20 protein-coding genes are annotated in these 22,005 nt (G+C 45.5%); 10 read left to right on the top strand and 10 right to left on the bottom strand.

What is annotated here, in order from left to right:
- Position 1 precedes the first annotated feature (1 nt).
- The 7 genes from NSS94_RS08015 to NSS94_RS08045 all read left to right on the top strand — a co-directional run bounded on the left by NSS94_RS08015 (position 2) and on the right by NSS94_RS08045 (position 8,228).
- Positions 2 to 1,480, top strand: coding sequence for a sensor histidine kinase (locus NSS94_RS08015; protein WP_341039129.1), 1,479 nt, complete (start codon positions 2 to 4; stop codon positions 1,478 to 1,480).
- A gap of 111 nt (positions 1,481 to 1,591) precedes the next feature.
- Entirely contained in the window at positions 1,592 to 2,548 is a 957-nt protein-coding gene (locus NSS94_RS08020) for a 4-hydroxy-3-methylbut-2-enyl diphosphate reductase (protein WP_340931752.1), read from the top strand.
- A 261-nt stretch (positions 2,549 to 2,809) separates the two neighbouring features.
- Positions 2,810 to 3,847 carry a 3-deoxy-7-phosphoheptulonate synthase gene (gene aroF / locus NSS94_RS08025; protein ID WP_340931754.1) on the top strand — a complete coding sequence of 346 codons (1,038 nt, stop codon included), beginning with the start codon at positions 2,810 to 2,812 and terminating at the stop codon, positions 3,845 to 3,847.
- A 271-nt stretch (positions 3,848 to 4,118) separates the two neighbouring features.
- Complete coding sequence (gene glnA / locus NSS94_RS08030) at positions 4,119 to 5,543, top strand: type I glutamate--ammonia ligase (protein WP_061829159.1); 1,425 nt, start codon at positions 4,119 to 4,121, stop codon at positions 5,541 to 5,543.
- Positions 5,544 to 5,808: 265 nt separating this feature from the next.
- A complete protein-coding gene (gene serC, locus NSS94_RS08035; protein ID WP_029516513.1) occupies positions 5,809 to 6,900 on the top strand; it encodes a 3-phosphoserine/phosphohydroxythreonine transaminase in 1,092 nt (363 codons plus the stop codon).
- Between the two features lie 239 nt (positions 6,901 to 7,139).
- A complete protein-coding gene (gene trmL / locus NSS94_RS08040; RefSeq protein ID WP_029516514.1) occupies positions 7,140 to 7,604 on the top strand; it encodes a tRNA (uridine(34)/cytosine(34)/5-carboxymethylaminomethyluridine(34)-2'-O)-methyltransferase TrmL in 465 nt (154 codons plus the stop codon).
- Positions 7,605 to 7,979: 375 nt separating this feature from the next.
- A complete protein-coding gene (locus tag NSS94_RS08045) occupies positions 7,980 to 8,228 on the top strand; it encodes an AbrB/MazE/SpoVT family DNA-binding domain-containing protein (RefSeq protein ID WP_013309439.1) in 249 nt (82 codons plus the stop codon).
- A gap of 98 nt (positions 8,229 to 8,326) precedes the next feature.
- On the opposite strand, the gene NSS94_RS08050 is transcribed toward NSS94_RS08045, so the two are convergent.
- On the bottom strand, positions 8,327 to 9,394 hold the full coding sequence (locus NSS94_RS08050; protein ID WP_341039130.1) for a phosphodiester glycosidase family protein: 1,068 nt from the start codon (positions 9,392 to 9,394) through the stop codon (positions 8,327 to 8,329).
- Complete coding sequence (locus NSS94_RS08055) at positions 9,391 to 9,798, bottom strand: hypothetical protein (RefSeq protein ID WP_340884843.1); 408 nt, start codon at positions 9,796 to 9,798, stop codon at positions 9,391 to 9,393. The genes NSS94_RS08050 and NSS94_RS08055 overlap by 4 nt, the downstream gene beginning before the upstream one ends.
- Before the next feature lie 275 nt (positions 9,799 to 10,073).
- Here NSS94_RS08055 and NSS94_RS08060 point away from each other — a divergent pair, with 275 nt between their 5' ends.
- Both NSS94_RS08060 and NSS94_RS08065 read left to right on the top strand, forming a co-directional pair.
- Complete coding sequence (locus tag NSS94_RS08060) at positions 10,074 to 10,730, top strand: response regulator transcription factor (protein ID WP_029516517.1); 657 nt, start codon at positions 10,074 to 10,076, stop codon at positions 10,728 to 10,730.
- Between the two features lie 50 nt (positions 10,731 to 10,780).
- Entirely contained in the window at positions 10,781 to 12,034 is a 1,254-nt protein-coding gene (locus NSS94_RS08065; RefSeq protein WP_165145068.1) for an aminotransferase-like domain-containing protein, read from the top strand.
- Between the two features lie 19 nt (positions 12,035 to 12,053).
- On the opposite strand, the gene NSS94_RS08070 is transcribed toward NSS94_RS08065, so the two are convergent.
- On the bottom strand, positions 12,054 to 12,887 hold the full coding sequence (locus NSS94_RS08070; protein WP_341039131.1) for a DUF2161 domain-containing phosphodiesterase: 834 nt from the start codon (positions 12,885 to 12,887) through the stop codon (positions 12,054 to 12,056).
- Positions 12,888 to 13,170: 283 nt separating this feature from the next.
- Here NSS94_RS08070 and NSS94_RS08075 point away from each other — a divergent pair, with 283 nt between their 5' ends.
- On the top strand, positions 13,171 to 15,066 hold the full coding sequence (locus NSS94_RS08075) for a PrkA family serine protein kinase (protein ID WP_029516521.1): 1,896 nt from the start codon (positions 13,171 to 13,173) through the stop codon (positions 15,064 to 15,066).
- A 324-nt stretch (positions 15,067 to 15,390) separates the two neighbouring features.
- Here the strand turns inward: NSS94_RS08075 and NSS94_RS08080 are convergent, their stop codons facing one another.
- From NSS94_RS08080 to NSS94_RS08110, 7 genes are all read right to left on the bottom strand, one after another.
- Positions 15,391 to 16,269, bottom strand: coding sequence for an arylamine N-acetyltransferase family protein (locus NSS94_RS08080; RefSeq protein WP_029516522.1), 879 nt, complete (start codon positions 16,267 to 16,269; stop codon positions 15,391 to 15,393).
- Between the two features lie 246 nt (positions 16,270 to 16,515).
- Positions 16,516 to 17,412: an aminoglycoside phosphotransferase family protein gene (locus NSS94_RS08085; protein WP_069012818.1), complete on the bottom strand. Its 897-nt coding sequence runs from the start codon at positions 17,410 to 17,412 to the stop codon at positions 16,516 to 16,518.
- 18 nt (positions 17,413 to 17,430) lie between these two features.
- Positions 17,431 to 18,441 (bottom strand): aminoglycoside phosphotransferase family protein, encoded by a 1,011-nt coding sequence (locus NSS94_RS08090; protein ID WP_318626819.1) that lies wholly within the window; start codon positions 18,439 to 18,441, stop codon positions 17,431 to 17,433.
- Positions 18,442 to 18,633: 192 nt separating this feature from the next.
- Positions 18,634 to 19,197, bottom strand: coding sequence for a PepSY domain-containing protein (locus tag NSS94_RS08095; RefSeq protein ID WP_318626818.1), 564 nt, complete (start codon positions 19,195 to 19,197; stop codon positions 18,634 to 18,636).
- 118 nt (positions 19,198 to 19,315) lie between these two features.
- Positions 19,316 to 19,909, bottom strand: a complete 594-nt coding sequence (locus tag NSS94_RS08100) for a PepSY domain-containing protein (RefSeq protein ID WP_165145089.1) — start codon at positions 19,907 to 19,909, stop codon at positions 19,316 to 19,318.
- A gap of 22 nt (positions 19,910 to 19,931) precedes the next feature.
- The gene (locus NSS94_RS08105) at positions 19,932 to 21,293 is read right to left on the bottom strand and encodes a sensor histidine kinase (RefSeq protein WP_165145092.1); all 1,362 of its coding nucleotides are present in this window, start codon (positions 21,291 to 21,293) and stop codon (positions 19,932 to 19,934) included.
- Positions 21,290 to 21,991 (bottom strand): response regulator transcription factor, encoded by a 702-nt coding sequence (locus NSS94_RS08110; protein WP_069012810.1) that lies wholly within the window; start codon positions 21,989 to 21,991, stop codon positions 21,290 to 21,292. The genes NSS94_RS08105 and NSS94_RS08110 overlap by 4 nt, the downstream gene beginning before the upstream one ends.
- Positions 21,992 to 22,005 lie beyond the last annotated feature (14 nt).

Genomic DNA, 22,005 nt, shown 5'->3' on the forward strand with positions numbered 1-22,005 from the left:
TATGTCTATTCGGTGGCGGCTGACAGCTTGGTATTCGAGCATCTTGGCTATAGTGCTTGTCATTTTTGGTCTGGCTATTTACGGACTGGTTTATTATTACACATACAATGAAGTAAAAAGTCAGCTTACGACTCAGGCGCCACGGATTAACAAGCAGCTACTGCTTACAATTAAAGGGGGGTTATTTGAAGTCCCCAATCTGGATTTGGGTTTAGTGCAAGAACGTGGAATTGATGATTCACAGCTATATGTACAAATTTACAATTATACATCAGGTGTTACCAAAACCACCCAAAACATGAAAGACCTCAATATCACCTTCCCTGTTCCATCTACAGCGACAGGAGCAGTTCAAAATGAGGGAATCCGGCGTGTGAACGTAAATGGGGATACCTTTATGATTTACCAACAGCCCATTAAGTCCGAGGAGTTGGGCTTGGTAGTCGGGTTGCTACAGGTAGGACAATTCACGGGCTCTCAGGATCGACTCATGAACAGGTTGCAAAATGTGCTTGTATATGGTTCGTTGTTTGCATTACTTGCTGCTGCGACTTCAGGTCTCTTTCTGGCTCGCAAGTCTATGAAGCCGCTGGTCAAGGTAATTGAGGGGGCAAATCAGATTCAATCCAGTAATGATTTGAGTGTTCGGATTGAATATGACGGACCACCAGATGAAATTGGACAATTAATCGGGACAGTTAACAACATGCTGGGGCGTACAGAGGTGTTTTACAAGGAGTTGGAAGATGCGTACGGTGCACAGCGCCGTTTTGTGGCTGATGCTTCCCATGAGCTTCGTACGCCGCTAACGACGATCCGTGGCAACGTTGATTTTTTGCTCAAAATGTGGACTACCGAACCAGGAGAGCGACCGAATATGGATGAAGAGATGATTCGTGAGCTTTCTATGGAGGCATTAAATGACATGGCAGATGAAGGCAAACGGATGAGTCGTTTGGTGAGTGATATGTTGTCACTTGCGAGAGCAGACACAGGGAAAACGTTCGATAAGACTCCCGTTGCGCTGGAACCCCTTGTAAGTGAGGTTGCCCGTCGTGCTCAGTTTTTAGAGCGAACGGCCGAATGGAATGTGGGAGATTTTTCGTTGCTGAATGGTATTTATATGGATGGGAGCAAGGATTATTTACAGCAAATGCTATTCATTTTCATTGATAATGCATTCAAATACACACCTGAAGGCACGGTCCGATTTGATGCCGTTGTTTATCAAGGACAGGTGGGGCTACGGATCAGCGATACGGGCATTGGAATGGACAAGAGTGAGGTTCCCTTTATTTTTGACCGCTTTTACCGGGCAGATGAGTCGCGCGGGGTGACAGAGGGAATTGGGTTGGGGCTGTCTATTGCCAAGTGGATTATTGATGAACATCACGGGTCTGTGGAAGTGGTTACGCGTCAAGGAGAAGGAACGACATTTGTCATCTGGCTTCCGGTCAGCTTTTCCGCGCCTTTGGAATAGGCTATAATAGGAAGGCAACTACATCATAGAATTGGCCGGTAAAGGCTTGGATGCCCACAGCTACCGAGTTATCGGAGCTGTATACTGTGTCGAAGAAAGCGGGGGCTCATTTTGGAAGTACTCAGAATTTCGCCCCGGGGTTACTGCTACGGCGTAGTCGATGCCATGGTATTGGCTCGTCAGGCAGCCAGAAATCTGGACTTACCCCGGCCTATTTATATATTGGGCATGATCGTGCATAACAGTCATGTCACGAATTCCTTTGAAGACGAAGGGATTATTACACTGGACGGTCCGAACCGTATGGAGATTTTAAGCCAGGTAGAGAGCGGCACTGTTATCTTTACTGCTCATGGCGTATCACCAGAGGTTCGCAAGCTGGCACGAGACAAGGGGCTGACTACGGTAGACGCGACTTGCCCTGACGTCACAAAAACGCATGATCTGATTCGGGAGAAGTCTGCCGAAGGCTACCAGATTGTTTATATTGGCAAAAAGAATCATCCAGAGCCGGAGGGAGCTATCGGTATTGCTCCTGACCATGTTCATCTGATTGAAAAGGAAGAAGAGATCGACAGCCTTACGTTGCCAGCTGGCAAAATCCTTATCACGAATCAGACGACCATGAGCCAATGGGACATCAAGCACATTATGAAGAAGCTGCTGGAGAAGTTCCCGGGTGCTGAGATACACAATGAAATCTGTTTGGCGACGCAGGTACGTCAGGAAGCGGTAGCTGAGCAAGCTGGACAGGCGGACCTGGTGATCGTTGTCGGTGATCCACGCAGTAACAATTCAAACCGATTGGCTCAGGTGTCGGAGGAAATTGCTGGTACAACAGCTTATCGTATTTCTGATGTAACCGAGCTGAAGAGAGAGTGGCTTGAGGGCGTAGCCAAAGTGGCTGTGACTTCTGGGGCTTCAACGCCGACACTGATTACCAAAGAGGTTATTACGTATTTGGAGCAGTATGATGCGGCTAACCCGGATACGTGGGAGATTCAGCGAACCATAGATATGAAAAAACTGCTGCCTCCTGTACGAGAGAAGTCAAAAACGATGAAATAGTATGCAATTGATTACAGCCGTTATTCGGATACAACCATCCGGATAGCGGCTTTTCAATCGTTTAAATTTATAGATATTATCCGGTAGCTTCACTAAGTTTGAATATTGAATAATTCGGGATAATTAAACCTTGACGAGTATAGCTAAAACAGGTATAGTTGCTTTAACGAATAAAAGCTTAAAAGCGAACAAGCGTCTAAGTGTCATAATATCAATCTATTACTGGTTAATAAAATATGTTTCATAGAGAGGAAGAAAGAAATGATCGTTATCGCTGGTGTTCAAACACCTGAAGAGCAAGTTCAAGCTATTGTTGAAGTTATTGAGAAAGAAGGATTGCAGGCTCATGTATCACGGGGATCGGATCGCACGATCATCGGACTGATTGGTAGCGTAGAGCCCAAGCTGGCTGAACATCTGCGTCAAATGAAAGGCGTAGAAAATGTGGTTAAAATATCGAAGTCCTACAAATTGGCTAGCCGTGATTTTCATCCGGAAAATACGGTTATCTCTATTAAAGGTGTAAATATCGGCGGGGGCGAGCTTGTCATTATGGGTGGACCATGTGCCGTTGAGTCTGCTGCACAGATAGATGAAATTGCGGGATTGGTCAAAGCAGCAGGGGCGCAAGTTCTCCGTGGAGGTGCTTTTAAGCCGCGTACAGGGCCTTACAGCTTCCAGGGAACTGGTGTAGAAGGTTTGATCATGATGGCTGAGGCAGGCCAAAAGCACGACCTCCTGACCATCACAGAGGTTATGACACCTGAATACGTAGACATTTGTGCGGAATATGCCGATATCCTGCAAGTAGGTACACGTAATATGCAAAACTTCGATCTGCTGCGTAAGTTGGGTACTTGCGGCAAGCCAGTATTGCTCAAGCGCGGTTTCAGCTCGACTTATGATGAGTTCTTGAATGCTGCTGAGTACATCTTGGCAGGCGGCAATCCGAATGTTATGTTGTGTGAGCGCGGTATTCGTACATTCGAAACCTACACTAGAAATACGCTCGACTTGTCCGCGATCCCTGTTTTGCAACAGTTGAGCCATTTGCCGGTCATTTCCGATCCTAGCCATGGCACAGGTAGACGTGAACTGGTTGTTCCTATGACGAAGGCTTCGGTCGCTGCCGGAGCGGATGGTTTAATTATTGAGATGCATACAGACCCTGACAACTCGATGACGGGTGACGGCGTACAATCCCTGTTCCCAGATCAATTTTCAGATTTGCTAAAAGATTTGGAAATATTGGCTCCTGCTGTGGGGAAAACATTTCACACGCCTACTACCATTGCTTAAAACCAATGTTTAACATTAATGCATAAAAGTTTTGCTGCAACGCAGTAATGAGATTTAAATTGCCTAAAAGCCCGATGTTTCGGGCTTTTTGTGCTATTCAAATGTTATCAGGGGCGTAAGCATATCTAACATTAGTTTAAAAAATACCTTACATAGCTATTGACCCGTGTCATGTTTGAGATTTATAATGACGACAGAAAAAAACATTCGATCATGAACATTTCAGGGTTGTATAAGACTTAATGTTCGGAAAAATTGGGAGGAAGAAGACATGTCCGTTGAAAACGTATTGAAAACAATTCAGGAAAATAATATTGAGTGGGTAGATTTTCGTTTTGTAGATTTGTCTGGTCGTGCTCACCATATTTCATTGCCAGCTTCCGAAGTAGATGAAGAGACATTTGTTAACGGTGTTGCTTTCGACGGTTCTTCCATTCCCGGCTATCGTGGCATTGAGGAATCCGACATGGTTATGCTGCCCGATCCAGAAGCGGTTTTTATCGACCCTTTCACTCAGCATCCTACACTGAATATCCTGTGTGACATTGCTACGCCAGACGGCGAAAAATACGACCGCGATCCTCGCGGCATCGCAAAAAAGGCTGAGGCATTTCTGCAATCGGCAGGAGTGGGCACAGCAGCATTTTTTGCACCTGAGTCCGAGTTTTTCATCTTTGATGATGTACGCTACGAAAGCGGCATGAACAGCTCCTCCTTCTTCGTAGATTCCGAGGAAGCAGCTTGGAACACGAACCGTAAGGAAGAAGGCGGCAACCTGGGCTTTAAAGTGGGAGTGAAGGGCGGATATGTACCTGTAGCGCCAGTAGACACCCAACAAGATATCCGTAGCGAAATGTGCCGTTTGCTTGAAGAAGCAGGTCTGAGAATTGAGCGCCATCACCATGAGGTAGCTACGGCAGGCCAAGCGGAAATCAACTTCCGTTTTGATACACTCAAGAAAACAGCAGATAACCTGCTCGTTTATAAATACATTGTACACAACACAGCTCGTCAATATGGTAAAGTGGCAACATTCATGCCGAAACCGATTTTTGGGGATAACGGAAGCGGTATGCACGTTCACCAATCTATTTTCGATGGGGACACTCCTTTGTTCTACGAAAAAGGTGGTTATGCTAATCTGAGCGAAATGGCTCTTCATTACATTGGCGGTATTCTGTACCACGCACCTGCGTTGATCGCTTTGACCAACCCAAGCACCAACTCGTTCAAACGTCTCGTTCCTGGCTACGAAGCACCAGTTAACCTGGTATTCTCCAAAGGTAACCGTTCTGCGGCTGTACGTATTCCAGTAGCAGCTGTTACTCCTAAAGGCTGTCGGATCGAGTTCCGTACACCGGACTCCACGGCTAACCCTTACCTTGCCTTCTCAGCAATGCTGATGGCGGGTCTGGATGGCATCAAGCGCAAACTGAACCCAATCGAATTGGGATATGGTCCACTTGACAGCAACATCTACGAGCTGTCTGATGCTGAAAAAGGTAAAATCCGTAGCGTACCTGGTTCATTGGATGAGGCTCTGGACGCTCTGGAAGCTGACTACGAATTCTTGACTGAAGGCGGCGTATTTACGAAGGACTTTATTGATAACTATGTAGAGCTCAAACGTTCTGAAGCTAAATCGGTGAACATCCGTGTTCATCCACACGAATACAGCCTGTATTTCGACTGCTAATAAGTCGATAGCATAGCTGCTTTGAATAAAAAACATTAGCTTACGGGTAACACTTGTTATTCAAAATAGGTCTCCGGTCTTATGCCGGGGACCTTTTAATATTAAAGTGAAAATCACAGAATAAAGATGTTAAATATGTTAACATTCACAACTCTGTCACATCATAAATGAAATTGAAAACATTTTTATACAAGTCTTGAACGCATTTATGAATACTGCTATCATAGCGATAATATCCACACCAGAGTAGAGAAGGGATGGGAATTTGTTGAGTAAGAGAGCCTACAATTTTAATGCAGGACCAGCGGCATTGCCGCTCAAAGTACTGGAACGTGTACAAGCTGAATTCGTAGATTTCCAGGGAACAGGGATGTCGATCATGGAAATGTCACACCGTGGAGCTGTGTATGAATCTGTTCATAATGAGGCGCAGGAACGTCTGTTATCTCTGCTGGGCAATCCACAGGGCTACAAGGTGTTATTCCTACAAGGGGGCGCAAGTACGCAGTTTGCAATGCTGCCTTTAAATTTCTTGCGCGAAGGACAGACTGGGAGCTATGTAATGACAGGTAGCTGGTCGGACAAGGCATATAAAGAAGCCAAGCTACTGGGCAAGGCTCATATTGCTGCATCCTCTGCTGATGAGAAGTACATGCGTCTTCCGAATGTGGATTCCTTGGACTTGCCTGAGAATACTGCTTATGTGCATATGACGTCCAACGAAACGATTGAAGGTACACAATTTAAGCAATTTCCGGATACGGGTTCCGTACCATTGATTGTGGACATGTCCAGTGATATTTTTTGCAAGCCTTTTGATGTTACTCAATTTGGATTGATTTATGCTGGCGCACAAAAAAATCTGGGACCTTCTGGTGTGACGGTCGTGATTGCCCGTGAAGAGTTGCTGACTTCCTCACCGGACAATATTCCTACCATGTTGCGTTATAGCACATATGAAAAAAATAACTCTCTCTACAATACCCCCCCATCTTTTGCCATATACATGGTGAATGAAGTGCTGAAATGGATTCAGGAAGAAGGCGGTTTGGAAGGTATTGAGCGTGTGAACCAGCAGAAGGCTGCTTTGCTATACGACCGTATTGACAGTAGCGAAGGCTTCTATCGTGGTTGTGTGGACAGCGCTGATCGCTCTATTATGAATGTAACCTTCCGCCTTGCGAATGGGGATCTGGAAAAACAATTTATTAAGGAATCCGAACAGGCCGGGTTCATCGGACTGAAGGGACATCGCAGCGTAGGAGGGCTTCGCGCCTCGATCTACAATGCTGTTCCATTGGAGAACTGTCAAGCATTAGCCGAGTTTATGGACGGATTCAAGCAACGTAACAGTTGATTACGTCGACATATATTTCGATACACGATATTTGAAATCGAAAAAGTAAATGTAGAGCCTTCCCTGAATGTGTATAGGGGAAGGCTTTTAGTGGTGTGGGTTGAAATTTTTGTCGTTTGATGTTCATATCTGTCTGATTTTGTTAAAATAGAAGAATGTGTATGTTTTCAATGTATACACTTTGGTTAAACTGTAGGTTATTTGTCTGATGAATTTAATGATGAAGGGAACGAAACGAGATGCCATTACATATTGTGCTTGTCGAGCCGGAAATCCCGGCCAACACAGGGAATATTGCCAGAACGTGTGCTGCAACCGGAACTCATCTGCATTTGGTGAAGCCACTCGGCTTCCGTACCGACGATGCCACGTTAAAACGCGCCGGACTTGATTATTGGTACGCTGTCCACATTGAATATCACGAGTCTTTTGCTGAAGTGCAGGAGAAATATCAGGAAGGTCGCTTTTTTTATGCGACGACCAAAGCAAATCAGCGGTATAGTGATATTGCATTTCAGGATGGAGATTTTTTGGTATTTGGTAAGGAAACGAAAGGCTTGCCTCCTGAATTGTTAGCTGCTAATCCAGATACATGTATCAAGATGCCTATGTCTGATAAAGTAAGATCTCTAAACTTGTCGAATTCCGCTGCAATTATCGTATATGAAGCGCTGAGACAAATGGATTTTCTGGATTTATCATAAAGAGCATCAGGTGAACAAGTATAAATGCGAATAAAGAACCAGGACCTTAGTTGCTAATAAAAGTTTCACTTTTATTGCTCAAAAGTATATGACAGTGGAGCTTAAATCAAGCTTGTATGGTCAAAAATTTGCGAAATTTCTCAACTAGGGCTAATAATAATTGGCTTTCCGGTCGATAAAAATATTATAGACATTCTGTACCATACTTTGATATGGTTCATGATTTTATGAAAAAATGTAATAAAATTTCCTGTGATCAGCAGGATTCGACAAAAAGACAGCGAATACTACATAAAGAATAGTGTCTTTGTACCTAGTTTTTCGCATGGTAAGAAATTGTAAGTTATTACTCAATAGGAGAGGTGTACGATCACGATGAAACCTGCCGGTGTGGTACGTAAAGTTGATCAGCTGGGGAGAATAGTTTTGCCTAAGTCACTGCGTAAAAGATATCAAATGAATGAGGGAGATCCTGTCGAAATTTTGGTTCAGGGTGACCACATTATTTTGGAGCGTTACCGTCCAAAATGTGTATTCTGCGGGTCAGTAGAACAAGTGAACGATTTCAAAGACCGTTATATTTGTGCTCAATGCCTGACAGAAATGACACAGTATTCCTCCTAAATGAGGCAAAAGCATCACGACATTCGTTCGTGATGCTTTTTTTCGGATAGAGACGTACGTCGGCAAGCATATTTAATTTGGTAGCAGACTACACATAACTATTTATAGAACAAAAAATGAGTAGGGACTGGACGCAAATTACCATCTGACGGTTTGTTTACGACTCGACCGTTAAGTATAAGCGACGAGGAACCGCCTCCGTCCAAATTATAGGCATCTTGAACACCTAGATTGTACATTTTTCCTTGCAGTTCTTCGAGCGTCGCGCCCGAACCCCCGCTTTCATTGTAGCCGTCTACGACAATAATGAGCAACTGATCATCTTTATAGTTGCCAATGACCGTACGTGGGGCCCGCTTGGGGGAGACTTTCCATTTGTCAGGAATAGGCATTTTTTGTCCCCTTTGCAGCAGGACGGGAACGAAGGTAGCCCCAAAGGTAGGCTTTAAGCTGTCAAGTGCACCTTGACTGTAAAATTTGCCACCGATAAGCTTGCCATCGTTACTCAATCCGACGAAGGATAAATCCTTAAAACTGGACTGAAAGCCAGTAAGGTAGTGGCCATTCAAGACAGTAGTGCTTAATGGATAGCGTTTGCCGTCTCCATCCGCAAAGCCGCCTGCATTGATGCCTGCAATAGCTCCGTGTCTCAAGACTGCACGCATGGTGGTTTCGGAGCCACCCAATTTGTCACTTCCCAAAGACATTTTCATAGCAGTAGGATCTTTAAGTTTGACCTTCATAGCGTAGCCATGATAAATTCCCGGGTTTACCTTAAACAATTCAATGGTAATCCGGTTGCTATCTACCCGCTCATAGGGAACTCCCAGTTTGGCGGTGATGCGTCGATCATAGATGACCGCGGGCCGCTTGGACTGCGTAGAGGCAGTCACGACAAGCTGATTCATCGTTTGGGTCGTTTGCTTGTAGAGCTCAGAAGTCCGGCGAATTGTAGATAAGGTGTACGTTGCCTTTTGCTTGGCTTCATCAAGCTGCTTGCCTACTGATTGCGTTTGTAGAGTGACTTCAGCTTTTTGCAGACTTGAAGAAGTAGACCCAGGAAAGCTCAATGAGGGATGCACTAACAAAATACACCCCAACAAACCGATAAAAGGAGCAAGGGCCAACATAAAGAACCGGTTCACTTGTTTTGCGTCTACATTCATTTTAGCAAGTCCATTTTTTTCTGAAGTGTATTAAGTTGCTGCTTAACTTCGTTTAATTGGGTATACAATTTATTGCTGTTATCGGTCTTATTGTTTGCATTATCCTTCGTAAAGGTCAGTAGTTCATTGAAGGACTGGACTTTGCCTTGCAATCCGCTAACTTCCTTGGAAAGAGCAGTCAGTTGCTTTTCATAGTCAGAATTGAGTGCTTGAATCTGTTGGTCTGTATGGGTTTGCATCTCGTTTAGCATTTGCTGCTTCAAGTGATTGCTATACAGATAGGTTGCTAGAGCACCTAGTATAATAAGAATGAACCAAAATAGCAGAAAAGCCTTTATGGGTAACCCCTTTCTTGAATTGCTCCGCCGAGCTTCGGCAGAAGGACGTTCAGGTGAAGCTTGCATACGATTTTCAACTCCCGTGTAAAGTCAAATTTCCAGTCTTTATTTGCAGTTCCAATTCTATCATGGGCCTATTTATTTCGCAAAAGCGAAATAGTCGTATAAAAATATTGGAAAAAGAGATTGCATCGGAAGGAAGTCCTAGGATACAATTTCCTTAAACGTTTTTCGCTTCCTATACGTTCACATTCGCGCAATTTCTACATATGCAATCACCAATTTTAGGATTATTTTCGCTATTCACTATGTATTTTTTTGTAAAATCAGGAGGTTTAGATATGAGAAAAGTATGGCAGGTGGTCATCATAGATATCCATCCTACAAGTATGCTGGGAACAAAGCTTATTTTGGAAGACCAGCAGGATTTGCTTGTCAGAGGGATGTCTTCCTCCGGAACGGAAGGCTTGGAGCTGGCTTGCTCCATTCGACCAGAAATCGTTTTAATGGACTACAGGTTGCCTGAGGGAACGGCGGAACCATTTTTGACACAAATGCGGGCCTTGTCTCCGGACAGCCATATTGTTATTATGACGGATGAGGATAATATTACTTTGTTTCAGCAGCTAATTTCGCTCGGAGCAAATGGAATGTTATCCAAACAGGCATCACCGAGCCAGTTAATCCATCTGATCAACGGTTTACGCGAAGGATTTGCTTCCTTGCCGATGGATTGGATTCGGTATGGAAACTGGCCCTTTATGCCGTTAATGGCATCCGAGCCTTTTGACGAATTGACACAAACCGAAGTGTTTATTATGGAACGTATTGTACAAGGAATTACATATGACAAAATTGCTATCGAGATCGAAGTTAGCCGGCGCTCCATTGATAATTATCTACGTAAAATTTATGCAAAATTAGGCGTGTCCAGCCGGGCGCAGGCGATTGAACGTTATGCCTTATATGCGCGTCAGAGGAAGCAGCTATATGCCTGATGCGTCAGCCCGGAGATCATGACCTATTTTTCAGGAGAAGGAGGATGTTCATGCAATATTCCTTTGCTTCACGAACGGCTGCGATGTTGGCTTCTCCAGTGCGTCATATCCGGGAAAATGCGAGAAGACACTCCTTTATATCTCTGGCTGAAGAATTGCCTGCACAAGAGCTGTTTCCGGTGAAGTTGCTGGAAGAAGCGGCCCATGATGTGTTTGGCTCCGGCCCTGATGCCCTCCAGTATGGTGAACCGGAGGGCTATTTCCCTTTGCGAGCATGGCTTGCGGGTGAGTGGGAACAGCGTAAAGGAGTAAGAGTACCACCAGGTCAAATCCTTCTCACGACAGGTAGTCAGCAGGCCATTGACCTGATCATAAGGCTGATGGTGGATGAGCGTGATCCGGTATTGGTCGAAAATCCTACATCTCCTGGATGTTTACAAGTACTATCTATGCAGGGTGCACAGATCGTTCCTGTAGAATCAGATGGGGAAGGTGTCATTCCTGATAAGCTTGAAGCTTTAATGATCCGTTATCGACCCAAGCTTTTTTTTGCCACGCCAACGTTTACGAACCCCACGGGCTCCTTGTGGAGCGCGGCAAGGCGGCAGGAAATTTTGGACCTGTGTAGGCATCATGAGGTACTGGTAGTTGAGGACGATTCTTATGGTGAATTGCATTTGAAGCAAAAAAATGAGTCCCATGACAAGAGTCCGCATGGTCAGAGTCGAAAATTCGCAGAGACTTACCCCTCACTATTTGCGCTGGATCATGCGGGTCAGGGCGGTCAAGTGCTCTATATCGGTTCGTTCAATAAAACCGTTGCTCCTGCGCTGAGAACGGGTTGGGCTGCTGGTCCTGCGCCGCTGATTGAAGGAATGTACGCCTTGAAGCAGTTGGCTGATATGCAATCCAGTACGATGAACCAACGGCTGCTGTTCCAATTGTTGACCAGCTCGCGTTTTCAATGGCACGAGCACTTAGCGATGCTGAACAAGGAATATTCGACTCGACTTCAATTAATCTTGGAGTTGCTCAAGCGTCCGTTTTGGAAAGACGTGACGTATCATATTCCGTCCGGTGGCATGTATGTATGGGTGCAGTTGCCCGAGGGGCTGGACAGCGCATTGCTGCTAAAGGCGGCGTTACCCAAAGGCGTAGCCTTTATGCCAGGTGCGCTATGTGCGGTTGGTAGTGAAGGCGCGTCCCATATTCGCCTCAATTTTAGCCATCCGGGCCGTGAGCAATTGCTTATGGGCATGAATCTGATCGGTGAGACGATTAGTGAATTTACTGCACGGAGCTAGAAAAAACCATCGCCCCATGTCAGTCATCCTCCGTTTCCGCAGCAACGGTGGAGTAAGTGATTGGCGCTTCCGCAATCTGGCGCTGTCCACTATCCTCGTCAAGCTCTGCGTCCATTCCAGCGGCCGTTTTAATGCCATGTTCTTGCAGTACTGCCGCATACTCATTTAGGGCAGCTTCGCCAAACGGAGTCAGTCGATAGCGGCCGCGGGATACGCGCTCAAACCAGCCGTAGTAGTTATGCTGAAGCACGGCAGCAGCTGTGCTGACGGCTGCTATGCGAGCGAGCTGCGCCGGAGCGGCTTCCCCCAAGCTCTGCAAGATTGCCGCTACGCGCAGCGCTTTTTCCCGATAGGCAGTGACCAGCTTGCGTCGGGTGCTGCCGCCAGTATTGTGGTCACCGCTGCGTGCGTGAAATTCCCGCAGTAGCTTTTCCTTGCGCGAGCCCGGGCGTACCGCTGCTGCATTGCGGGTATTGTCGCTAGGTAGCGCAGGGTTACACAGTACCTCAACGAGCGGCGGCTTCGTTTTGAAATGGGTGACGGTAAGCAAGCCAAGTCCTAACTGGCGGCACAGTCCCACCAGTTCGTTCCAGCGCTGATTCACGGCCCCTTTTTTGGCACGATTCCGTTCTACAGCCACATATACATTGCTGCTTAGTTTCAAACGCTGCATGCCTTGCAGCACAAGCGCCAGGTTAAACGTCTTTTTGATCTCTACAATCAGTGGTGTCTGTTGCCCTGGCTTGATACCCACCAAATCGCAGTTGCGCACCTCTCCTTTGACTTCATATCCCAAGCTCTCAAAAAAGGCTTTCACCGGAGCGTACAGCTCCGTCTCATGCCGAACCGCCATGATTTCTCCCGCTCCTTTATCCCATTATTCCGAGCTTATATTGTACCATAATGCGTCAGGTCCGCGTCGTTGTTGTATATTTTAGCACAGTGTATCCCTTGGTTTTTTCGATAAAGCAGAGAGACCTGTCACAAAAAATAGGTCAATTCTGAAATCAATCTGCATAGGTATGTATTACACTTTTTTTAAGGGGATTGCATCATATCCTGAAAGGCGTGACGAGTGTAGCCATAATCATCCGGAGTGGAGGATAGTCATTACGCAGTCATGGGAGGAACCGAGCATGAATATTTTTGAACGCGTTGCGGAGTACCGGGCGGAAAACAACCGTCTGGCCTGGAGCGGCACTTTTAGAGAGTATATTGAGATACTCAAGAAAGACCCGACGCCGGCGATGACAGCTCATGCACGGGTTTACAAGATGATTGAATCTTTTGGTGTAGAAGAGGTTGGGGGACATAAGCGATATAAATTTTTTGAGCAGGAGATCTTCGGACTGGATCGAGCGCTGGAAAAGTTGGTGGAGGAATATTTCCATTCCTCAGCCAGGCGACTCGATGTGCGCAAGCGTATCCTTCTTTTGATGGGACCCGTCAGTGGGGGGAAATCGACACTGGTCACGTTGCTAAAGCGTGGCCTGGAGAAATTTTCGAGAACGGATCAGGGAGCCGTATACGCGATTGAAGGCTGCCCGATGCATGAGGACCCGCTTCATCTGATTCCCCATGAGCTGCGTCCCGATTTTGAAAAGGAGCTGGGTGTACGGATTGAAGGTAATCTCTGCCCATCCTGCCAGATGAGATTGCGCACAGAATTTGATGGCGATATTGAAAAGGTCCGCGTGGAGCGGGTGTTTATATCAGAAGAAAACCGGATTGGTATTGGTACGTTCAGCCCTTCTGATCCGAAGTCACAGGATATTGCTGATTTGACGGGTAGCATCGACTTTTCCACGATTACGGAGTATGGTTCGGAATCCGACCCGCGTGCGTATCGGTTTGACGGAGAGTTGAACAAAGCAAATCGTGGACTGATGGAGTTTCAGGAAATGCTGAAATGCGATGAGAAGTTTTTGTGGAATTTGCTTTCTCTGACCCAAGAGGGGAATTTCAAGGCCGGACGGTTTGCGCTCATCAGTGCAGATGAGATGATCGTGGCTCACACCAATGAATCCGAGTATAAAAGTTTCATTGCAAACAAAAAGAACGAGGCATTGCAATCAAGGATGATTGTAATGCCGATTCCTTATAACCTGAAGGTGTCTGAAGAAGAAAAGATTTACGCCAAGCTCATTAAACAAAGTGATATGAGACATATCCACATTGCGCCTCATGCGCTGCGTACGGCTGCCATTTTCTCCGTGCTTACCCGCTTGAAGGAGACGAAGAAACAGGGGATGGATCTGGTCAAAAAGATGCGCATGTATGACGGTGAAGAGGTCGAAGGATACAAGGAAGCCGATCTGAAAGAAATGCAAAGTGAGTTTCTGGAGGAAGGTATGTCCGGGGTAGACCCGCGGTACGTCATTAATCGCATTTCTAGTGCATTGATTAAGCAAAATGTGGAATCCATCAATGCCCTGGACATTTTACGAGCAATCAAGGATGGTCTGGATCAACATGCCTCCATCACAAAGGAAGAACGGGAGCGCTATCTGAATTTCATTTCCGTGGCTCGTAAGGAGTATGACGAATTGGCGAAAAAAGAAGTGCAGAAGGCCTTTGTGTACTCTTTCGAGGAATCAGCCAAGACGCTGTTTGACAACTATTTGGATAACATCGAAGCTTTTTGCAATTGGGCGAAAATTCGCGATCCGCTCACAGATGAGGAACTCGACCCGGATGAGCGGCTCATGCGCTCTATTGAGGAGCAAATCGGGGTATCGGAAAATGCGAAAAAGGCATTCCGTGAAGAAATATTAATCCGTATTTCTGCGTATTCTCGCAAGGGACGGAAGTTTGAGTATCATCATCATGATCGGCTGCGAGAAGCCATTGAGAAGAAGCTGTTCGCCGATTTGAAGGATATTGTGAAGATTACGACTTCAACCAAAACGCCTGACGCTAATCAGCTCAAACGGATGAATGAGGTGATTAAACGACTGATTGAGGAGCATGGCTACACAGGAGCCAGCGCTAACGATCTGTTAAGGTATGTAGGTAGCCTCCTGAATCGGTAAGACGAAATAATAAATAAGTACAGCATGTGAAACTATGGATTGATCTGGATGGTGCCACACAGTTGTGAGGTTCCGATAAACGTGTTTTAGAGGGAATTCGGCAAGCACAGGGGGGTTCAGGTGCCTGTCGAATTCTTTTTTTAGTATCATTAGGCAGCGGAGAGTGCCTGCAATATTGCTTCTTCGCAGGAACATACAGAGGAATTGGCTTCGTTCACGAAGCTGATAAAACATGGTGAAGGAATTGGAAATGCTACAGCACTCCTCGGAAATGTTAAAGGTGTAAGATGTGGCTTGAAGACTATCCTTACGTTGGAAGCTTTACTATTGCAATGATTCAGTCATAGACTTTTTCCATTCCATATGAGCCGCAAGTACTCTTTTCCATAACTCGTCCCGTTCCTGGCGACTGTAGTTAACGAGCGGCTCGCCAAATACATCTGCCAACACTTCCAGCCACTGCGATTTTTGATCCAGCTCTATTTTTTCCAAACCGTTTAGCCCGCGCTTTTTCCAAATACATCCTCTGAGTTCATTCGCCTCTAATGCTTGCCTTTGCCGAATCAGAAATAGGTTAAACCATGGAGATTCCGCTGAGCGGCTATAGAAATGATGTTTCGGCATGAATTCTTCCAAATCCTGAACAACCGCAGGAGCAAAATCAACGCCAACAAATGAAGCAAGCGAGTCATGCTCTAACCGCCAACCTTTTGTAACAACTCCGGATTCCATGACTTTATAATGAAGAGGAGCCTGTTCATAAGTTCCCATACGGAGTGGAAGAGGCTCATATGGCATATCGCCCAGCCCGACATCAACAATCCATACTTCATCTTCATGTTGCTCATTTAGCAAGTTCACTGTTAGTCCAAGATGAAATGAATTAATGCGTGGTTCAGCTCCCAGAGGTTGTACCCCGGCACGATGCAGAGAAACTTTGTACCCTAGTGAATATAGTAGTGCACTAAAGGCACCATTCAGATGAAAACAATAACCACTTCTCCCATGTAGAATGAGTTGAATGGATTCTTGAAAACCAATGGCTGCCGGCTTCCTTGCATAAATGTCCAATGTTTGCCATGAAAGATGTTTTACATGAGCCTTATGCAGCTCAACTAAATAGGGAAGGGTAGGAGGTTGAATTTCGGGAATTCCGATTCTGTTTAAATAAGCTTTTATTTCTTCTTTTGTCATGGTGTACATGTACAGTCACCTCTATTGTTGTTAGTTTCCCAGATTCTCTTCTCGAAACCATTGAGCATTGAGTCTTAGCATCATTGTAGAAGGGGGAAGTGCTGTTTACAATGCTATAAATTTTTGATTGTACCGGTACAGTTAGCAAGTCGATTGGCTTTAGCGGCATGCGCTTTTCCTGTAGTTGTTGTCAGAACACAAAAAAACAGACCGTTTCATCGGGTCTGTTTTTTTGTTTAGTTCCAAGCTGACCGATTATAATAGTGATCTGAGTTCACGTCGGTATTTGTTCAAATGAACGAACGAGGGAATGACTCGTTTGGCAGAACGGAAGCCGCCTATTCTGATATTGCGGACCACATGATAGGGAGAGATCAATAGTGCGTGAAGCAGATGCAAATCATGGGTGCTCAATGGACGATATCGTTGATAGTAATCTATCGCGCGCAGCATCTTTGTCCCATTCCAAAGACAATTCCGATGAAGAAGATGGGAGAGATCTTTCATCCTTACATGTAGGGAGCAATTTTCAAAGTCGATCAAATGGATTTTGAGCTGTTTGTCTTTAATCAGATTGGGATAATTATAGTCGCCGTGTATAAATGCGGCGGCTTTTTGCTCCCGAGCAATGGCTTCTCTAACTTTGGGCTGCTGTAGACGATGGGACACTTCTTCACAAAGAGCTACGAGATGTGCTGTGCCTCTGTATGGGATGAGGCGTTTTTTGTATCCAGCTATTTCATCGCTCAAGCCTTCATAACGGATTCTGGATGGCGGAGCTTCAGTGACAGGAAAGCCCATGGCACTGGAATGGAATTTGGCTAAAGTAGCAATTCCCTTTTTGAAGTCTATTCTTTTTGTGAATTCTGGTCTGAGTCCATGAACCCAATTGGTTAATGTATACGAAACACCTTCATAGGTCATGTAAGCCGTTTGTTGTACTGTTGGATAGACCTTTTGGCTGCGTGTAAACCCGCGCTCATCCAGGTAGGACAAGACACGTGTAATAAAACGGATCTCTTCTTCCGGGAATTTGTAGGGTTTTAAGCAATAAGTCGTATTAGCGGTCTCAATCTTGTGAATGTCCTTCATTTGACGGGTACGCTGAATTTTGATTCCATACATCTGCTCAACGTTCGATAAAATCGACATTTTGCTCCTCACTTTCTTTTATACATGAGCCCACTCCTGCAAAATATGGATGATTTGTAATCGAAGAGGCCACGACTGATCCCAATGGTCCAGGATTTCACGATCTCTTGAACGGTGCGGGTGTCGGGAAGCATGCCAGGCTTCTCGTGGTAGTTTATATAAAGCCGTAACAATCTTCCGTTCAGTTCGGCTTAGTGGCTTGCGTTTTTGGTATCCCTTCAGCAAGGACTGCACAAATTCAGGATTGAATTGAGTCGTATTCATAAGGGCCTTTGCCAAATCAGCATAGACTGAGCCGATCTTAACCCGATCCCAATCAATGATTTTGAGATGACCATCATCCGAAATAATGACATTTGGGGTAGTGATATCACTGTGTATCAAGGAGGGGTGCCGATGTTCCATCCGAAGTAGCCTTATGATGGATGCATCCTGCAAATCCTTCCATGCTCGCCTGGATAAACGTTTGCAGTTTTCGCCGTGAGCATTGTACCAGTTGCGGTACGTTTTATCATGGCGACTGTTTTTTATCATTTTTCTTTGAAAAAGACGATCCTGGTTTTTCCATATCCGCAATTGTTGAATGGTCGGAGGAGACTTTACTTTATCCATCCGATGCAAGCCGGTGGAGGTGGCGTGAAGTGTGGCAAGTGCCCGCCCCAGTTTTTCGAAATCTTCAGCGGTCTCCAGTCCCCGTCCTTTGACCCACTGGCTTACATAAAATGGCGTTCCTTGATATAGAGTCCATAACTTGCCGGAATGAATGGGGAGCCATGCGGGCATGTAGGTATACTTTCTCTTTTTCAAAAGCCTTATATGGCTCGCAGCTCGTTCCATCTGTTGAATCGTATTTGAACGGACCATCTTTGTACGACTAAAAGGTTTTAATGCATAAGTTCCTTTTTTCGTTTTCACCTGGATCACTGCATTTTTTCGGTATAATGATGAGACTAAGCTTGATTTTAATGGAATCAGGCCGAAACGACGGGTGATTTTGCGAATCTGTGCTTTAGTATAGGATTTCGCCATAAGAACCTCACTTGACTTTGAATTGAAGAACAAGGTAATCCTCTGTTAGTTATCAGTCTATTCATAAGGAAATAATAGGTGCAGTTTTATGAAGCTATCTTCGTTCTTTTCTTGTGTCACATGGGTCAAAAAAAACGGAGCAGCGAAAGTTCGCTGCTCCGTTTTAATTAGCTCTGTATTTAGTTACCCTGATTATTGACCTGGGTGATAATATTCGTTGTCAACATCTTCGTCTGTATCCACGATTGTGCCAGATGATGCATGGATTTCAAGTTCAACGGTTCCTTCGTTGGTGAGTACCTTTACCTCGTAGATGAACTGTCCATCTTCCTTATCCAATTTAGAAGACAAAAGGGTACTCCCGGGCACGTGTTTAAGCGCAATTTGCCCAGCCTGCTTTTCAGTCAGGGTGATGTGATTTGGCTTGTTAAGGATGGACTCGTCATTCGAGTCATGATCAAGCTCAGAATGGGAACGGATGGTTTTCCCAGTATAAGCATCAACATCTATATCCCAATCTTTATCTCCTTGTTGGAGATCCACCTCATAGTAGACCTTTCCGTTTTTGCGCTCCAGTTCGACATCTTCAACTTGTGCATTATTCCCCACAGCTTTCTTGGCAATGTTGGCAGCGGCGGTCGCTCCAATAAGACCCGTAGGTTTAGCGGCCCATACGGCACTCGCTGAGACACCCGTAACCGTAACTCCAAGTAGAACCGTGGCTGCCATAATTCCTAATGTATAATTTTTTTTCATTACATCATTCCTCCTTGTGCTATAAGCATGAATACAGCTTATCTCTTGAACATGAGAGGAACATAATAGAATCATGAGAAAACCATGAGAAACATGAGCTAAGATGATCGTCAAATCGTCATGATTCGTCGTGCGCCTGTTTTTCTTTTTCCCAAGTTATAGAGTCAATAGAGCCCGATACTGCATTGACCTGTACTACTGCTTCACGCCCATCTTTTACCTCAACCTCAACCAGATAGTAGAGGCCTTTGTCGTTGCGATGAAGCTCAATATCATCGGATGTTCCGTTAACTGCTTGGGCAGCAAGCTTGGCTGCTTCTTTCTCCGTAATGACGAGAGAAGCTGGGTCAGGTTTATTAGTTGGATTCGATGTGTCTCTGGTTGGTGAGGTACCGGGCTTGTGGTCCTGGGGCTCCTGCTTCGCATCTGTATAAGCCTGTGTCCGCTTAATAGAGTCGATGACACCGTCATAGGCATTGGCTCTTATATCGTATTTCCCTTTGGCGCGTTCCAGCCTGATCAGATAAAAATCACCCAAGCGTTGCGTTTCAAGCACCTCACCGGGATACTGATGCAAAACGGATTGGATGACGGCCTTTTCTTCCAATGGAGAAGCTGCTAACGACCGTGCCCAAGGCCACTGTAAAAGGCAAATTGTAATCAACACAGCCGCCAGCGTACCTCCAATCATCCACACATAGATAGCTTTCATCGGTATTCCCACCTTTGACTTATTATTTTGGAACGGTAGGGAGGATGATCGTTGCAGTTGTTCCGCTTCCCTCTACACTTTCTAGCCCAATTTGAGCATGTATAGCTTGTGCAATTCCTGTAGCCAATGATAAGCCTAGCCCAGCCCCACCTTCCTCGCGGCTTCTGGCTTCATCCACACGATAGAAACGGTCGAATACTTTAGATAACTTTTCTTCCGGGATTCCAATTCCTTGATCTGTGATTTTTATGCAGGGTTGAGTTGTGCCGTCCACGGTATCAATCATCAGGTGTATCGGCTCGTCACTGTATTTGCGTGCATTATCCAAAAAGATAAATAGGAGCTGCTTCAGCTTATTTTCATCGGTATAGCCAATGCATTCTGTCTGAACATCCAGTTGAATTTGTCGGGCGAACGCATTTTCAAATGTAGTCTTTAATTCTGTCGCTATTCTGGTCAGGCGTACAGGCTCCAGCACGACATTCCACTGTTCTTCGTTTCTGGCCAACAAAAGAAGCTGCTCTGCCATGTCCTTCATTCGGATCGCCTCGGAATGGATCGCTTCAACGGATTCGGCAAAAATCTTGGGATGCTGCAACCCCCGCCGTTTGAGCAGGCTGGCATAACTTTCAATAATGGTGAGCGGCGTCTTCAATTCATGGGACGCATTAGATACGAATTGTTCTTGCCTGACGAAATTTCGCTCCAGCAGTTCAATCATGTCATTAAATGTTTCACCCATTTCGACCAGTTCGTCGCGTGATGATGAATGGAGCGGAAGACGTTTAAATTTCCCGCTGCGCTGAATTTCTTTCATCGTGCTAATCATAGATGTAATGGGACGTGTAATCAGTCTGCCGAGCAGTCTTCCCGATACCACGACAGGAATGAGCGCAATGCCAGTGACAGCAACAAGTACGATTCTGAGTACCTGTAGCGTCTGCATCGTCGGTTGCAGACTTTCGGTCACCTGGAGATTGACAACCTCGCCATTGGTCCAAATCATGGGGAGCGATACAAGAATGTAACGGTTGCTTTCATAGGTAATGATGCGAACCTGCCGTGTTTCATCAAAAACGCCCTTCATCAAGCTAAGAGATTGCTCGGAAGAAGAGGTGATAGGGGGAAGAAAGTCGCCTTCTGGTTTCATTAGCCGAAGCATGCCATCCAGCGGTACATAGGCTCGGAGAAGATCCTCAGCGGCTACGGATACCGGAGCACGTTGAATCCCACGAATCATGTTCTCTGCTGCGGCCTCTACCTGGTCTTTTCGACTGTCTATCGAAAGTTGGCTGAATAGGAAATAGACTGAGAAATGAATGGCCACAAGTAAAATCCCGAATAATAACGAGGTATACGTATGGATTTTGTTTTGTAGCTTCATAAGGATTCCTTCAGAACATAACCAATTCCGCGTACAGTATGGATCAGCTCAGGGAGCTGGCGCGTAGGGTCGATTTTATTGCGCACGTAGCGAATATACACATCGACCACATTGGTATCGCCCATATAATCTATGCCCCATACATTCTCCAGTAATTGTTCACGGCTAAGTACCTGCCGCTGATGTCTGAGTAAATGAACGAGCAAGTCAAACTCTCGCGGTGTAAGCTCAATGTTGTGCTCTCCTCGAAGAACTTCACGAGTACCTTCATGGAGACGTAAATCCCCGGCACTAAGCCATTGATCTACCACTTGTGGAGCCATGTCTTTCGTTGCACCCACTCTGAGTGCGGCCCGTACACGTGCAAGCAGCTCTTCGATCACAAACGGTTTGGTAACATAATCATTGGCTCCCAAATCGAGTCCCTCGACCTTATCTGCAATGGAACTTTTAGCCGTCAGCAAAATGACAGGAACGTTCGCATCATGCTTACGAATCCTCCGAAGTAGCTCGATGCCATTGAGACCGGGAATCATAATATCCAGCAATACTAGATCCCAATTGCCTTTGCAATACGTCTCCAACCCATCAATTCCGTTTTTTTCTTTACATACTTGATAGCCTTCAAATTGAAGCTCGATCTCTAGAAGCCGGGCAATCTTCTCTTCGTCTTCTACGATCAAAATAGAATGTTTCATGATCATGCCCTCCT

Origin of the sequence: Paenibacillus sp. FSL L8-0644 (genome assembly GCF_038008165.1) — a bacterium.
In the GTDB taxonomy this organism is placed as follows: domain Bacteria; phylum Bacillota; class Bacilli; order Paenibacillales; family Paenibacillaceae; genus Paenibacillus; species Paenibacillus polymyxa_D.

Excerpts from the sequence above, each read along its gene's own strand:
- NSS94_RS08015 (WP_341039129.1), top strand. The coding sequence starts at position 2 with ATGTCTATTCGGTGGCGGCTGACAGCTTGGTATTCGAGCATCTTGGCT.
- aroF (WP_340931754.1), top strand. The coding sequence starts at position 2,810 with ATGATCGTTATCGCTGGTGTTCAAACACCTGAAGAGCAAGTTCAAGCT.
- glnA (WP_061829159.1), top strand. The coding sequence starts at position 4,119 with ATGTCCGTTGAAAACGTATTGAAAACAATTCAGGAAAATAATATTGAG.
- trmL (WP_029516514.1), top strand. The coding sequence starts at position 7,140 with ATGCCATTACATATTGTGCTTGTCGAGCCGGAAATCCCGGCCAACACA.
- NSS94_RS08045 (WP_013309439.1), top strand. The coding sequence starts at position 7,980 with ATGAAACCTGCCGGTGTGGTACGTAAAGTTGATCAGCTGGGGAGAATA.
- NSS94_RS08050 (WP_341039130.1), bottom strand. The coding sequence starts at position 9,394 with ATGAATGTAGACGCAAAACAAGTGAACCGGTTCTTTATGTTGGCCCTT.
- NSS94_RS08055 (WP_340884843.1), bottom strand. The coding sequence starts at position 9,798 with ATGCAAGCTTCACCTGAACGTCCTTCTGCCGAAGCTCGGCGGAGCAAT.
- NSS94_RS08060 (WP_029516517.1), top strand. The coding sequence starts at position 10,074 with ATGAGAAAAGTATGGCAGGTGGTCATCATAGATATCCATCCTACAAGT.
- NSS94_RS08065 (WP_165145068.1), top strand. The coding sequence starts at position 10,781 with ATGCAATATTCCTTTGCTTCACGAACGGCTGCGATGTTGGCTTCTCCA.
- NSS94_RS08070 (WP_341039131.1), bottom strand. The coding sequence starts at position 12,887 with ATGGCGGTTCGGCATGAGACGGAGCTGTACGCTCCGGTGAAAGCCTTT.
- NSS94_RS08075 (WP_029516521.1), top strand. The coding sequence starts at position 13,171 with ATGAATATTTTTGAACGCGTTGCGGAGTACCGGGCGGAAAACAACCGT.
- NSS94_RS08080 (WP_029516522.1), bottom strand. The coding sequence starts at position 16,269 with ATGTACACCATGACAAAAGAAGAAATAAAAGCTTATTTAAACAGAATC.
- NSS94_RS08085 (WP_069012818.1), bottom strand. The coding sequence starts at position 17,412 with ATGTCGATTTTATCGAACGTTGAGCAGATGTATGGAATCAAAATTCAG.
- NSS94_RS08090 (WP_318626819.1), bottom strand. The coding sequence starts at position 18,441 with ATGGCGAAATCCTATACTAAAGCACAGATTCGCAAAATCACCCGTCGT.
- NSS94_RS08095 (WP_318626818.1), bottom strand. The coding sequence starts at position 19,197 with ATGAAAAAAAATTATACATTAGGAATTATGGCAGCCACGGTTCTACTT.
- NSS94_RS08100 (WP_165145089.1), bottom strand. The coding sequence starts at position 19,909 with ATGAAAGCTATCTATGTGTGGATGATTGGAGGTACGCTGGCGGCTGTG.
- NSS94_RS08105 (WP_165145092.1), bottom strand. The coding sequence starts at position 21,293 with ATGAAGCTACAAAACAAAATCCATACGTATACCTCGTTATTATTCGGG.
- NSS94_RS08110 (WP_069012810.1), bottom strand. The coding sequence starts at position 21,991 with ATGAAACATTCTATTTTGATCGTAGAAGACGAAGAGAAGATTGCCCGG.